Here is a 12,160-nt window from a genome sequence, read left to right as displayed (position 1 = left end):
GACGCGGCTTCAGCTGCCAGGCGTCGCCTGCCGGAACTGCTTCTGCGCAAACCGCCACGCCATGCGTGACGCATCAGGCCCCAGGGCGTCGCTGAACGCCTGCCCCGCGGTGCCGCCGCTCCAGGCGTGGCCCAGGCTGGCCACCTCCATCAAGGTCGCCACGGTGGCGCCCCTGCGCCTGAAGTCCGTGACCGTCGCCGCGTAGCGCTTGCCGCGCTGCAGGCTGCGTTGCGCGCCGCCGCGGGCGCCCGCCGCCTCGGCCCAGACCTGCGCGGCGGCCAGGCCGTTGTTCGGGGCGACCACCGTGTCCTCGCGCCCGTGGATCACCAGCAGCGGCGGCAGTGCAGCCGGCGTGTCGACCGGCTTGGCGGGCAGCGGCCTGGTGTTGCGCAGTCCGTGCATCGCACCCACCGCGGAGAGCGTGGAATAGGCCGTGCCCGGGGGAATGCCGGAGTGCATGATGACCGCCTTGAACCGCCCGGGCTGCCGCAGTGCGAGCAGTGCCGCCATGCTCGCGCCGGCCGACAGCCCCGCCACCGCGATGCGGTCGCGATCGGCCGAATACAACATGCACACCTGGTCGATCGCACTGGTGATCGAAGCTGCCTCGCCATAGGCGCGTCCCGCCGAGGTGTCGAACCAGTTCCAGCAGCCTTGCGCATTGGCGGCGCGATCCTGCTCGGGATACAGCACCTGGAACCGTTCCCGCGCCGCGATGGCATTCATGCCGGTGCTGGTGGCGAAGCTCTTCGCGTCCTGCCGGCATCCGTGCAGCATGACCATCATGGGCAGGCGCTCGCCGAACTTGACCCCCGGCGGGCGATACAGCCGCCAGCGCCGCGCGCCACCTGCTCCCATCGCCACGCCGGAAAGCCACTGGCCCGCGCCAGGCGGCGGCGTGCGCTGCTGCAGCGCGGGGGCCAGGAAGGTCTTGGCGGTGCGTTGGTTGGCAAAGGCAACCGCGCCGGCCACGGCCGCGACGCTGCCTTCCACGACCTTGGCCCATCGGCCGGCGCGGGAGCGTGGCTTCAGCGTCGCACCTTCTTGCGCGCAGTGGACTTGGCAGCCGGGCGGGGCGTCCAGAAATCGACGATCTGCCGCATGACGTCGGCCTGGGCCGTGGCGACCTGCCTCTTGGCCGCGGCCGTCGCGTGCCCGCGCGCAGTGCTGGCCGTCCGGTTGGCGGCGCTCAGCCACATGCTCATGAACGGGTTCTTGCTGATCCAGGGATTGGTCATTGATGCTGCTTGAAGTGGATCTGCAGGAGCATGGGGCAGATGGTGCGGCGCGCAAAGCCGGCGCCAGCCTGTTCGTTCGTCGCCCCTGTCCTACGTATTTCCAGTCACTGGGCGGGGTCGACATGGTGGAGCGCGGACTCGGAGAGCTGCGCGTGACGCGCCTTCCTTCAGCTGCGTTGCAGGACGACCTGCGTGCCGGCCCGCAACGTGTTGTGCACTTCCGCCACCGCGTCGGTTTCGCGCAGCAGCCTGTCGATGTCTGCAGCAGCGGCGTCCGACTCGACTGCCGCGCGGTAGCGGATGTCCGTGGCGGCCAGCCCGATCCCCGGAAACTCCGCCTGCACCTCCACGTCGACTGCAGTGACCGCGATGCCCAGGCGGGCCGCTTCCCGGAACAGGTCGTTGCAGTAGCAGGTGGCCAGCGCGAGCATCAGGAACTCGCCGCCGTTCACCTCCGATCCCCTCCCCGTTGCCTTGGCCCCGACCTGCACCTTGCGGCTGTTTCCGGCAGTGGCCACTTCCACGTCGTGCGTGGCGGCGGTATTCCTGACCCTGGCGGTGATGTGCATGCGGACTCCTTTGCCAAGGCGCTACGGCTGCACGGCCTCGTACTTTCCCCGCCGCACTCCCTCCAGGTTCACCCCTTCGACGCGGATCAGGCGCGCTGCGCCCTCGCGGCGCGGCGCATGGATCTCGCCTTCGTTGTACACGTGCGCGACGCCGGGCGTCAGCGCGTATTCGCGCACCTTCCTCACCTGCGCGCGCCCGTCCGGGGAGACCGCGCCTACCGGCACCCAGTCCGTCATCAGCGTCACGCCATCGGCTTGGCCGTAGATGGCCCAGGACGGCCCGTGGTCGTGGGGGCCGCCATTCCTCGCGTCGGTGTAGCGGTGCGCCAGGATGCAGAAGCCCAGGTCGGGATCCTGGTAGACCACCTTGCGTTCCGGCGAAGCGTCGTCGAACAGGCTGTCGACGAAGGCGCGATCCTTCAGCGCGGCGCGCAGGAGCGTGGCGACCTGCTCGCGGCCGGCCGGGCTGTCGTTGACCTGGAGGATGGCGCGGACCTGGGCCGCGAAGGAGGGGAGGGACAGGGACATGGGGCTCCTTGGCTTGACGGATGGGGAAGGGTGCGGTGAGCATAGGAATTCAAGTCGACTTCAAGTCAAGGGAATCCCGCATGGACATCGCGGAAGTGGCGCGCAGGTCGGGCATCAGGGCCTCCGCCCTGCGCTTTTACGAGGAGAAGGGCCTGATCGCTTCGGTCGGCCGGCAGGGGCTGCGCCGCCGGTTCGCGGCGGGCGTGCTCGACCAGCTGGCGCTCATCGCCCTGGCGCAGACCGCCGGCTTCTCGCTCGACGAGATCCGCGCGATGTTCTCTCCCGATGGGCAACCGGCCATCGACCGGCAAAAGCTGGCCGCCAAAGCCGACGAGATCGATCGCACCGTCAAGCGCCTGCAGGCCGTGAGCAGGAGCCTGCGCCATGCGGCGGTGTGTCCCGCGCCCAGCCACATGGAGTGCCCCACGTTCCGGCGCCTGCTGCAGGCCGCCGGCAGCACGCCGCGGGCGCAGGCCGGGCGCATTTCCCCGCGGCGACCTTGAGGCTGCGGGCGGGGCGTATCGCCCCTCGCCGCCCCGATCCGTGCAAGGATCGGGCCTGCCGCGCGTCCATGAAGTGCGGCACCGTTTCCTTGCCTGCATGAGCTCCTCGCCCCTTCATTCATTCGCCGTCGAAACCATGCGCGCGCATGGCCTGCTCCCCGCGTTCAGCCCGCAGGCCCTGCGGGAAGCCGCGCTGGCGCAAGCCGGCCCACAAGCGCAGCGCGGCGACATCCGCGACCTGCGGCCACTGCCCTGGTTCTCCATCGACAACGACGACACCCGCGATCTCGACCAGCTCAGCGTCGCCGAGCCCCTGGACGCCGGTGTGGTTCGCCTGCGGGTGGCCGTGGCGGACGTCGACGCGATGGTGCCGCCCGGCGGCGCGGTCGATGCCCATGCCGACGCCAACACCACATCCGTGTACACGGCCGCGGGCGTGTTTCCGATGCTGCCGGAAGTCCTGTCCACCGACCGCACCTCCTTGCACCAGGGCGAGGAGCGGCTGTCCGTGGTGGTCGACATGCTGGTGCAGCCCGATGGCAGCGTCGCGGCGTCCGAGCTGTACCGGGCGGTCGTGCTCAATCGCGCCAAGCTCACGTACGGGCGGGTTTCGCAGTGGCTGGAAGGCGACGCGCAGGCGCTGCCGCAGCTCGCATCCGTGGCCGGGCTCGAACAGCAGCTGCGCGTGCACGACGCCGTGGCCACGCAGCTGCGGCAATGGCGCCAGCGGCGCGGCGCGCTGAACGTGAGCACCGTCTCCGCGCGTCCCGTCTTCCAGGACGACCGGCTGGTGGACCTGCAGCCGGATGAAAAGAACCGCGCCAAGGACCTCATCGCCGACCTCATGATCGCCGCCAATGCCGCCACGGCCCGCTTCCTGGCCGAGCGTGGCTTTCCTTCGCTGCGCCGCTTCCTGCAGTCGCCGCGGCGCTGGGATCGCATCGAGGCCCTGGCGGCAAGCCATGGCGTGACGCTGCCCACGGACCCGGACCCGGTCGCGCTCGACCGCTTCCTGTGCGAGCGCCGGCACGCCGACCCGCAAGGCTTTGCCGACCTGTCGCTGCGCATCGTGAAGATGCTCGGCTCGGGCTCCTATGTCGCGGCCGCTCCCGGGGATCGGGCTCTGGGCCACTTCGGCCTGGCGGTCAGCGACTACGCGCATTCCACCGCCCCGAACCGGCGTTTCCCCGACCTGGTGACGCAGCGGCTGCTGAAGGCTGCGCTCGCCGGCGACGCGCCGCCTTACGCGTTCGATGCCCTGGAGCAGATCGCCCGCCACTGCACCCTGCAGGAGGACAACGCCAACAAGGTCGAGCGGCAGGTGCTCAAGGCCGCCGCTGCCTGGCTGCTGCAGGACCGCATCGGCGAAGCCTTCGATGCCATCGTGACCGGCGCCTCGCCCAAGGGCACCTACGTGCGCATCGCGCGGCCCCTGGTGGAAGGAAGGCTGGTGCTCGGACACGAGGGCGCGGACGTGGGCGATGCGCTGGAGGTGCGGCTGGTATCGGTCGACGCGACGCAGGGCTTCATCGACTTCGAGCGGGGCTAGAATCCCACTGCGGGGACAAGAGCAGACTCCCCGCGCGCCAGCCAAGAGGCTCCCGCCTCCAAGTTCTGCTCCTCGTGATGGTCCTGCCCATCGAGGAGCCGACCTTGTCCACACCTTCCCTTGCCCTGCTCTACCCCGGCGATCGCGCCATGCGGGAGCGCGCCGATCCCGCGGAAAGCCGCTTCGCCGCCTTGTTCCAGGCTTTCACGGACGCGGGCGTCACCGCTGTCCCCGCCGTGTACGACGACGCCTTCGCCGAGGAGGTGGAGGAGCAGTTGCGCGCCTGCCGCCTCGTGCTGGTCTGGTGCAATCCCATCGACGGCGGCCGGCGTCGCGACCGGCTGGACGCGATGCTGCGCCGCGTTGCCGATTCCGGTGTCGTCGTGAGCGCGCACCCCGACACCATCCTGAAGCTCGGGACCAAGGACGTCCTCTTCGACACGCGCGACCTCCCCTTCGGCAGCGACGTCCGCCGCATCGACAGCCTGCGGCAGCTCGAGGAGGAGTTGCCAGGCAGACTGCAGGCCGGTGCGCGGGTGCTGAAGCAACACCGGGGCCACAGCGGCATCGGCATCTGGCACGTGGAGGCTGCGGACCTCGCACGCAAGCCTGCGCTCCTGCGCGTGCGCCACGCGCAGCGCGGCAGCCCGGAGGAAGTGATGGAGCTGCCGGCGCTGCTGGCGACCCTAGCCCCGTATTTCGAGCCGGCCGATGGCGGCCACATGATCGACCAGGCCTGGCAGCCCCGATTGGTCGACGGCATGATCCGCGCCTATCTCGTCGCAGACCGGGTCGAAGGCTTCGGGCAGCAGTCGATCAATGCCCTGTACCCGGGTGAACGCGGCGAGCCGGCGCCGCAGCCCGGCCCGCGGCTCTATCACCCCGCCGACGCAGCGCCATTCCAGGACCTGAAGCGACGTCTCGAGGGCGGATGGATCGAGCTGCTGGGTGCCCGCACCGGCGTGCCGCGCGAGCAGCTGCCCTTGCTGTGGGACTGCGACTTCCTGTTCGGCGATGCGCCGGCCGGCGGTGCGCAGCGCTACGTGCTGTGCGAGATCAACGTCAGCAGCGTGGCACCCTTCCCCCCGTCGGCGATCGAGCCGCTGGTAGCCGCTGTCCGGCGCCGCCTCGGGCGGATCTGATTCAATCACCTGTACTGCCCTTTTCCGCCATGACCGTCGACCCACCCGTCCAGCTCGCACGGCCCGAGGACGCCGCCGACATCGCGGCGATGTCGCGCGACCTGATCGAGCCCGGCCTGCCCTGGACCTGGCGTCCGAGCCGGGTGCTCTCGGCCATCCGCAATCCCGAGATCAACGTCGCCGTGGTCCGGGTGGACAGCGCGCTCGCCGCGTTCGGCATCATGGAGTACCTGGACAGCGATGCCTACCTGGCCCTGCTCGCCGTGCGCCGCCGGCACCAGCGCCAGGGCATGGGCACGGCGGTCTTGCGCTGGCTGGAAGCGTCGGCGCGCGCGGCGGGGGCCGAGCGCATCCGGCTGGAGGCGCGGCGGGACAACGCCCCCGCACGCAGCTTCTACAACGAGCTGGGCTACCAGGAGGTCGCGATCAAGGCAGGACGCTACAGCGACGGCATCGACGGGGTCGTGCTGGAGAAATGGCTGCGGGCACGGCAGCCGTAGCGCCAGGGTTGCTCAGGTCGGCATCTCGGCGGTAGCCAGGATGGTCGGCTCCTGCGCGGGCTCCACCCTGGACGTGCGCCGCCGGGACATCACGCGCTGGAACTCCAGCCAGATGGCACCCGCCGCCGCGAGCGCCAGCCCGGCTCCGGTCCACATGAGCACCGAGCGCATGCGGGCGACTTCCGAGCGTGCGTCCCTCACCTGGTGGTCGGCGTTGATGAGGGTCTGTGAGGTGCGTCGCTCGACGTCGAGGACGGCGGCCAGCTCCTTGCGGACGGCCGCAAGCTGGGCGAGCGCCGCCGCAGCCGCCGCCTTTGCCTTGTGCAGCTCTTCCACCAGCGAAGCGTCTGCCTTGGCCGCGCCGCCCTCCGCCGGCAGCGCTTCCGCGGCCGGGGGCGGGAACAGGGGCTCGGCCGGCGTGGTCAAGGCCACCGGCCTGGGTTTGGCCTTCAAGGGAAGCTCGGAAGCAGCCTGCCGGGCAACTGCCTGCGGTGGCGGCGCGGCCTTCGCAGTGGAGACGTTCGTCAGCATCAGGAAACTGCGGCTGACGGCCTTGGCACCGCAGCCCACGCGGACATTGACCGTGACGGGCTGTTCATTCACGTTCGCCGGTGAGGTCACGAGCAGGTTTCTCTTGAGGCCATGCCCTTGCACATGGAGCGTCGAGCGCGACACGGGCGCGCTGCCGTAACGCACGTTGGCGCTGGCGCAGGCACGCTCCGTGGGGTCATCCACGGCGAACGGGATGTTCACCTCCAGCGGACGACCGGTGACGGGCTTGCCCCTGATGGGTCCCACCGTCGCGGCCGAAGCGCTCCCCACGGCAAGCAGCAATCCCAGCAACGCGGCTTTTGAAGTCTGCGCCATTTCGCCTCCTCCGCAACCAGACTGGTCACGCCAACAGCAGCACGGGGCTCGTCAGCATGCATGTTGTGGCGCTGGCTCGGCGCGTTCAACGGCGGGAATGTAAAAAGACCGGGAAAGACCCACGCCGTTTACACGCGGCTCATGAATCGTTACGCACTTGTCAGCCCGCTTCGCGCGCGAGCTTTGCCCGCCGCTGGATTTCCCTCGCGCTCGGCTGGTCCTGGACGAACGATCCGGCAGGAACCTCCCCTGCCGGAACGTAGGTGCTCATCACGACACCGCTTGGCGAGGTCTCCGACGCAAGAAGCCGCAGAGCGCCGGGCTGCGCACCGGTTTCGAACAGCCGCTTGCCCTGCCCGAGCACGACCGGGAAGGTCCACACGTTGTACTCGTCGATCAGGGAGGCGGCGCGCAGGGTCTGGATCAGGTTGCCGCTGCCGATGATCTGCAGGTCCTGCCCGGCCTCGGTCTTGAGCCGGGCCACCGCCGCGGCCACGTCACCGTGCAGCAGCGTTGCGTTGTTCCATTCGAGATTCTTCAGCGTGCGCGACGCGATGTACTTCCTGGCCGCGTTGAGATTCCCTGCGATCGGGTTGTCGGCCGGCTGGTAGGGCCAGTACGCTTCGAAGATCTCGTAGGTCCTGCGGCCGAGCACGAGCTCGCGGTCCTTGCCGTCGAAGCCCTGCATGGACCGGCCCATGGCGTCGTCCCAGTGCCGGAAGGTCCAGCCGCCGAACGGGAAGCCGCCGGTGGGATCCTCGTCGGGCCCGCCGGGCGCCTGCATGACGCCGTCGAGCGAGACGAAGGTGGATGCGATCAGCTTTCTCATGGCGGAACTCCTGGTCGGGCATGGACGATGGTTGCTTCATCTCCATGACGAACGAGGCCCGCCTGTTTCGACACGGGCGCGCCGCCCACAGGCCCCATCTGTCCTTGCACCAGCCGCACGCGCCTTCCTCGCCGCCGTTGCCGACGATCGCGTTCCACAGGCGATCGGTCTCAGCCTGGTCGTCGGTCGCGACCTGGAAGGAGAAAGCCTCGTTGTGCGGCCGAGCTGGATGTGGCGCCGCCAACCCCCTATGCTGGCGGCTCCTTCGAGAGGAGCGGCCCATGATCAAGATGAACGTCCTGTACCCCGGCGCGCCCGGTGCGCGTTTCGACCACGCCTACTACCGCGACAAGCACATGCCGATGGTGGCCAGCCGCCTGGGCGAGGCCTGCGTCTACTACTCGATCGACAAGGGCCTCGCGGGCGGGGCGCCGGGCGCGCCCTCGCCCTACCTCGCCGCATGCAGCTTCACCTGCAAGTCGGTGGAACTGCTGCAGCAGGCGCTGGGAAAGCACGGCAAGGAGATCATGGCGGACGTCGCGAACTACACCGACGCGCAGCCCGTGATCTGGATCGGCGAAGTCGTGGTGGAGCGAAGCTGAGGGCCTGCGCGCTCACTTCACAAGCCTTGCCGCGCGGTCTAGGATGGCTTCCCTTCTGCACGCCGGCCGCGCGCCGCCCTGGCGCACCGGCCCGAAAGAGGTAGCTCCATGGCCGCGCGTTCCATCGCTTCGTTCTCGCTGAGCTTCGGCCTCGTGTCGATCCCGGTCAAGCTGTACTCCGCGACCGAGTCCTCGGGTGCGGTGAAGTTCCACCTGCTCACCCGCGACGGCTCGCGCGTGAAGCAGCAGTACGTGTCGGAAAAGGACCAGTCGGTGGTCGCGCGTTCGGAGATGGTCAAGGGCTACGAGTTCGACAAGGACCGCTTCGTGCTCTTCACGCCCGAGGAACTCAAGGCGCTGGAGGAGTCCGGCAGTGCCACGATCGACATCCTGTCCTTCATTCCGGTCGCGTCCGTCGATCCGCTCTTCTACGACAAGGCCTACCTGCTGGCACCCGACAAGCGCGGCGGCAAGCCCTACGCGCTGCTGGCCGAGGCGATGCGCCGCAGCGGCCGCTGCGCCCTGGCGCGCTGGTCCTGGAAGGCCCGGCAGCACGTCGTGCAGATCCGCCCCGCGGAAGACGGCCTCGTGCTGCAGCAGTTGCTCTATGCGGAGGAAGTGCGATCGCTCAAGGACCTCGCGATCGAGCAGGTGGAAGTGTCGCCGGGCGAGCTGCAGCTGGCGCTGCAGCTGATCGACCAGATCTCCACCGACAGCTACGATCCGACGCAGTACGTCGACGAGGAGAAGAAGCGCATCCTCGCCGCGATCGACGAGAAGATCGCCGGCAAGGAAGTCGTCGCCTCGGCGCCTGCGCAGGAGCAAGGCACGGCGCAGATCATCGACCTGGTCGAAGCCCTGCGTGCCAGCCTGCGCAAGCCTGCGGCCGCCAGCGTGCCGGCGATCGAGACGCAGCCCGTCATCGCCACCAAGGAGCGCAAGGGCGCCAAGCGCGCGGCCGCCGCGGTGCCCGTCCCCGTCGCAGCGCCGGCACCCGCGAAGGCACGGGCGCGCAAGTGAACCGGTGACGCCAGCCGACGCCGGTTCCACGCTCACGCTGCGCCGCGTCCAGGCCATGCTGGGCCTGTCGCGCCGCACGGTTGCCGGCCTCATCGACGCGGGCTTCGTGCGCCCCGAGCGCGGCCGCCGCAACGAGTGGCGCTTCACCTTCCAGGACCTGATGCTGCTGCGCACCGCCCACGCGCTGCAGGCGCAGAGCATTCCGCCGCGGCGCATCCTGCGCTCGCTGGCGCAGCTGCGCGCCACGCTGCCCGCGGAGCTTCCCCTGAGCGGCCTGCGCATCACCGCGATCGGCGCGGACGTCGCGGTGCGTGACCGCAATGGCCGCTGGCAGTCCGACAGCGGCCAGCTGCTGCTGGACTTCGACCTGGCGCCGGTGGCTGGCAGTGTCGCCATCCTCGATCACGCGTCTTCGCACGCGCCCACGGAGGTCGACGCGCAGGCTCTCTTCGAGCGCGCGGTTTCGCTGGAGGACAGTGACCCGGCGGCCGCGGAGGCTGCCTACCTGCAGGCGCTCGCGGTCGACCCGCGTCTGGCGGATGCCTACGTGAACCTGGGCGCCATGTGGTCGGACGCGGGCCGCTACGCCGAAGTGGTGCGCCTGTCCGACGCCGCGCTGGAGCACTGCCCCGCGTCGGCGCTGCTGCACTTCAACCGCGCGGTGGCGCTGGACCACCTGGAACGCCTGGAGGAGGCGGCCGCCAGCTACGAGCAGAGCCTGGTGTACGACGCCACGCTGGCCGACGCGCACTTCAACCTCGCGCGGCTGCACGAGCAGGCGGGCGACCAGCGCGGCGCGCTGCGGCACTACAGCGCGTACCGCCGGCTGCAACGCTAGGCGCTAGCGCGGCCGGGCCTTCTCCGCCATCACCGTCAAGGCCATGCCGGCGAGCACCAGCGCCGCCGCGACGCCGAAGCCGAGCGGCCCTTCCGGCACGACCCAGGTGGGGTACTGCGGATAGGCCTCGGCCAGCGTGTGCAGCGGCGCGAGCTTGGTCTCCGCGCGCACCGCGTTGGTGTTGGACAGGCCGGCGCGCGCGAACGCCGCACCCAGGATCAGGATGCAGCCGGCGAGGAACAGGGTCTTGCCCAGGACCAGGGCGTGGCGCGGAGAGCGGGCGATGCGGGAGCGGAGCCAATGCATGGGGCGACTCTAACGCGTCCCGTGCGCGCCCAGTCTGGCGAGCTGCCACCCACTGCCGAGCGCGCACTTTGCGCAGCGGCGACGACCCTCTATGCTCGCGCCATGAGCCCGGCATGGGCCTGCGACCGGTGGAGGATAGCGATGAACATGCGTCCCGTTCGCCCGCTGTTGCTGGCAGCGCTGCTGCTGTCCGCGTGCGGCACCCAGGTGGTCAACCCGGTCACCGGCCGCACCGAACTCTCGGTGATGGACGAGGCGTCCGAGATCGAGGAAGGTGCGAAATCCCACCAGGAGGTGCTCAAGGAGTACGGCGTCTATGCCGAGCCGCGACTGCAGGCGTACGTGGACGCACTGGGCCAGAAGCTCGCCAGCCAGTCGCACCGCGCCCACCTGAAGTGGACCTTCACGGTCCTCGATAGCGCGGAGGTCAACGCCTTCGCCTTGCCCGGCGGCTACGTCTATGTGACCCGCGGCATCATGGCCTACCTCGACAGCGAGGCCGAGCTCGCCGGCGTCATGGGCCACGAGATCGGTCACGTGACCGCGCGCCACGGTGCACAGCGCGCCACGCGCGAGAAGGCGGCCGGCATCGGCGTGATCGCAGCGAGCGTGCTCGGCGCGGTGCTCGAAGTCGGCGGCGTGAGCGGCGCGGGGAACCTGGCGGGGCAGGTGTCGCAGGCCGCCGCGGCCGGCTACATCGCGTCCTACAGCCGCGACCAGGAATCGCAGGCCGACCAACTGGGCGCCGAGTACCTCTCGCGCAACCGCTACGACCCGCAGAACATGATCGACGTGATCCAGGTGCTCAAGCGCCAGGAGCAGTTCGCCGTCGACACGGCCAAGGCCGAAGGCAAGCCCGCGCCCTCGGGCTCGAACTGGCTCGCCTCGCATCCGGCCAACGACAAGCGGCAGGCCGACATCAGGGAGTACGCCACCCGGTACAGGAACCAGGGAAGCTACGCCGACGACGGACGCACCCGCTACCTGCAGGCCATCGCCGGCATGACCTTCGGCGACAGCACCGAGCAGGGACTGGTGCGCGGGCGCAACTTCTACCACGAGGAGCTGGGCATCGCGCTGACGGCGCCGCAAGGATGGAAGTTCCAGAACGCCCCCGACGCCATCACGGTGGTCAATGCCGCCGGTGACGCCGCCCTGCTGGTGCGGCTGGTGCCGACCAAGGCCGGCAACACGCACGAGGAAGTGATCCGGAACGTTCTCAAGCCGGTCGATGGCAAGACCGAACGCCGTACGGTGCATGGCCTCGCCGCCACGCACTTCGCGGGGACCATCCGCAACCAGCAAGGACAGGGCCGCACGGTGGTGGTCACGCTCGTGACCGGACCGGACGGCCGCAACTACTGGCTGCAGCCCGCGGCGAAGAGCGCGGAGGCGCGCCAGCGGGCGCAGTCCGGTCTGGCCGAAGCCGAGTCCTCCTTCCGCGTGATGACGCCCGCCGAACGCGCCGCGGCCAGGCCATGGAGCGTGCAGGCGGCGCCATTTCCACGCGGCGGCTTCGGCGAACTGGCGAGATCGTCACCCTTGCCGCCGGCGACGGCGGAGGCACAGCTGAAACTGATGAATGGTGTCTACGGCGGCGGTCCGGATCCGCAGGTGGGGACGATGGTGAAGGTGGTGCGTTGAGGTAGGCAAGCCGTGGCGCCGGCGC

The 12,160-nt window shown here is 69.9% G+C and carries 15 protein-coding genes and 1 pseudogene; 8 read left to right on the top strand and 8 right to left on the bottom strand.

The features are described from left to right. Positions 1-9 precede the first annotated feature (9 nt). The 4 genes from AC3EGR_RS00795 to AC3EGR_RS00780 form a co-directional block, all read right to left on the bottom strand. Positions 10-993 carry an extracellular catalytic domain type 1 short-chain-length polyhydroxyalkanoate depolymerase gene (locus AC3EGR_RS00795; protein WP_488544519.1) on the bottom strand — a complete coding sequence of 328 codons (984 nt, stop codon included), beginning with the start codon at positions 991-993 and terminating at the stop codon, positions 10-12. Positions 994-1,028: 35 nt separating this feature from the next. Then, positions 1,029-1,238, bottom strand: a complete 210-nt coding sequence (locus tag AC3EGR_RS00790) for a hypothetical protein (RefSeq protein WP_488544518.1) — start codon at positions 1,236-1,238, stop codon at positions 1,029-1,031. A 167-nt stretch (positions 1,239-1,405) separates the two neighbouring features. Next, positions 1,406-1,807: an OsmC family protein gene (locus AC3EGR_RS00785; RefSeq protein WP_488544517.1), complete on the bottom strand. Its 402-nt coding sequence runs from the start codon at positions 1,805-1,807 to the stop codon at positions 1,406-1,408. A gap of 21 nt (positions 1,808-1,828) precedes the next feature. Then, positions 1,829-2,335: a hypothetical protein gene (locus AC3EGR_RS00780; RefSeq protein WP_488544516.1), complete on the bottom strand. Its 507-nt coding sequence runs from the start codon at positions 2,333-2,335 to the stop codon at positions 1,829-1,831. Between the two features lie 80 nt (positions 2,336-2,415). On the opposite strand from AC3EGR_RS00780, the gene AC3EGR_RS00775 reads away from it, so the two are divergent. From AC3EGR_RS00775 to AC3EGR_RS00760, 4 genes are all read left to right on the top strand, one after another. After that, positions 2,416-2,838, top strand: coding sequence for a helix-turn-helix domain-containing protein (locus AC3EGR_RS00775; protein WP_488544515.1), 423 nt, complete (start codon positions 2,416-2,418; stop codon positions 2,836-2,838). 136 nt (positions 2,839-2,974) lie between these two features. Then, positions 2,975-4,387, top strand: coding sequence for an RNB domain-containing ribonuclease (locus AC3EGR_RS00770; RefSeq protein WP_488544514.1), 1,413 nt, complete (start codon positions 2,975-2,977; stop codon positions 4,385-4,387). Between the two features lie 104 nt (positions 4,388-4,491). Continuing rightward, positions 4,492-5,529, top strand: coding sequence for a Cj0069 family protein (locus AC3EGR_RS00765; protein WP_488544513.1), 1,038 nt, complete (start codon positions 4,492-4,494; stop codon positions 5,527-5,529). 29 nt (positions 5,530-5,558) lie between these two features. Then, positions 5,559-6,029 carry a GNAT family N-acetyltransferase gene (locus tag AC3EGR_RS00760; RefSeq protein WP_488544512.1) on the top strand — a complete coding sequence of 157 codons (471 nt, stop codon included), beginning with the start codon at positions 5,559-5,561 and terminating at the stop codon, positions 6,027-6,029. Between the two features lie 12 nt (positions 6,030-6,041). Here the strand turns inward: AC3EGR_RS00760 and AC3EGR_RS00755 are convergent, their stop codons facing one another. From AC3EGR_RS00755 to AC3EGR_RS00745, 3 genes and pseudogenes are all read right to left on the bottom strand, one after another. Then, positions 6,042-6,896: a hypothetical protein gene (locus tag AC3EGR_RS00755; protein WP_488544511.1), complete on the bottom strand. Its 855-nt coding sequence runs from the start codon at positions 6,894-6,896 to the stop codon at positions 6,042-6,044. Between the two features lie 160 nt (positions 6,897-7,056). After that, positions 7,057-7,725 carry a dihydrofolate reductase family protein gene (locus AC3EGR_RS00750; RefSeq protein ID WP_488544510.1) on the bottom strand — a complete coding sequence of 223 codons (669 nt, stop codon included), beginning with the start codon at positions 7,723-7,725 and terminating at the stop codon, positions 7,057-7,059. Positions 7,726-7,798: 73 nt separating this feature from the next. Beyond that, a pseudogene (locus AC3EGR_RS00745) lies at positions 7,799-7,954 on the bottom strand (VOC family protein); the annotation flags it as partial. Positions 7,955-8,006: 52 nt separating this feature from the next. Between AC3EGR_RS00745 and AC3EGR_RS00740 the strand changes: the two are divergent. From AC3EGR_RS00740 to AC3EGR_RS00730, 3 genes are all read left to right on the top strand, one after another. After that, complete coding sequence (locus AC3EGR_RS00740) at positions 8,007-8,327, top strand: EthD family reductase (protein ID WP_488544509.1); 321 nt, start codon at positions 8,007-8,009, stop codon at positions 8,325-8,327. Between the two features lie 108 nt (positions 8,328-8,435). Beyond that, a complete protein-coding gene (gene ku / locus AC3EGR_RS00735; RefSeq protein WP_488544508.1) occupies positions 8,436-9,347 on the top strand; it encodes a non-homologous end joining protein Ku in 912 nt (303 codons plus the stop codon). 4 nt (positions 9,348-9,351) lie between these two features. Continuing rightward, on the top strand, positions 9,352-10,185 hold the full coding sequence (locus AC3EGR_RS00730) for a helix-turn-helix domain-containing protein (protein WP_488544507.1): 834 nt from the start codon (positions 9,352-9,354) through the stop codon (positions 10,183-10,185). Positions 10,186-10,188: 3 nt separating this feature from the next. Here AC3EGR_RS00730 and AC3EGR_RS00725 read toward each other — a convergent pair whose 3' ends face one another. Beyond that, positions 10,189-10,491 carry a hypothetical protein gene (locus tag AC3EGR_RS00725; protein ID WP_488544506.1) on the bottom strand — a complete coding sequence of 101 codons (303 nt, stop codon included), beginning with the start codon at positions 10,489-10,491 and terminating at the stop codon, positions 10,189-10,191. Positions 10,492-10,638: 147 nt separating this feature from the next. On the opposite strand from AC3EGR_RS00725, the gene AC3EGR_RS00720 reads away from it, so the two are divergent. Continuing rightward, positions 10,639-12,135 (top strand): M48 family metalloprotease, encoded by a 1,497-nt coding sequence (locus AC3EGR_RS00720; RefSeq protein WP_488544505.1) that lies wholly within the window; start codon positions 10,639-10,641, stop codon positions 12,133-12,135. Positions 12,136-12,160: the final 25 nt, after the last annotated feature.

It is taken from the genome of Ramlibacter sp. G4-7, from assembly GCF_057784995.1.
Note: the sequence above shows the minus strand (reverse complement) of the source record. Positions and strands in the feature narration are given on the sequence as shown.

What these genes read in the sequence shown, in the direction of transcription:
- AC3EGR_RS00790 (WP_488544518.1), bottom strand. Translation starts at nt 1,238, where the DNA reads ATGACCAATCCCTGGATCAGCAAGAACCCGTTCATGAGCATGTGGCTG.
- AC3EGR_RS00785 (WP_488544517.1), bottom strand. Translation starts at nt 1,807, where the DNA reads ATGCACATCACCGCCAGGGTCAGGAATACCGCCGCCACGCACGACGTG.
- AC3EGR_RS00780 (WP_488544516.1), bottom strand. Translation starts at nt 2,335, where the DNA reads ATGTCCCTGTCCCTCCCCTCCTTCGCGGCCCAGGTCCGCGCCATCCTC.
- AC3EGR_RS00775 (WP_488544515.1), top strand. Translation starts at nt 2,416, where the DNA reads ATGGACATCGCGGAAGTGGCGCGCAGGTCGGGCATCAGGGCCTCCGCC.
- AC3EGR_RS00770 (WP_488544514.1), top strand. Translation starts at nt 2,975, where the DNA reads ATGCGCGCGCATGGCCTGCTCCCCGCGTTCAGCCCGCAGGCCCTGCGG.
- AC3EGR_RS00760 (WP_488544512.1), top strand. Translation starts at nt 5,559, where the DNA reads ATGACCGTCGACCCACCCGTCCAGCTCGCACGGCCCGAGGACGCCGCC.
- AC3EGR_RS00755 (WP_488544511.1), bottom strand. Translation starts at nt 6,896, where the DNA reads ATGGCGCAGACTTCAAAAGCCGCGTTGCTGGGATTGCTGCTTGCCGTG.
- AC3EGR_RS00750 (WP_488544510.1), bottom strand. Translation starts at nt 7,725, where the DNA reads ATGAGAAAGCTGATCGCATCCACCTTCGTCTCGCTCGACGGCGTCATG.
- AC3EGR_RS00740 (WP_488544509.1), top strand. Translation starts at nt 8,007, where the DNA reads ATGATCAAGATGAACGTCCTGTACCCCGGCGCGCCCGGTGCGCGTTTC.
- ku (WP_488544508.1), top strand. Translation starts at nt 8,436, where the DNA reads ATGGCCGCGCGTTCCATCGCTTCGTTCTCGCTGAGCTTCGGCCTCGTG.
- AC3EGR_RS00725 (WP_488544506.1), bottom strand. Translation starts at nt 10,491, where the DNA reads ATGCATTGGCTCCGCTCCCGCATCGCCCGCTCTCCGCGCCACGCCCTG.
- AC3EGR_RS00720 (WP_488544505.1), top strand. Translation starts at nt 10,639, where the DNA reads ATGCGTCCCGTTCGCCCGCTGTTGCTGGCAGCGCTGCTGCTGTCCGCG.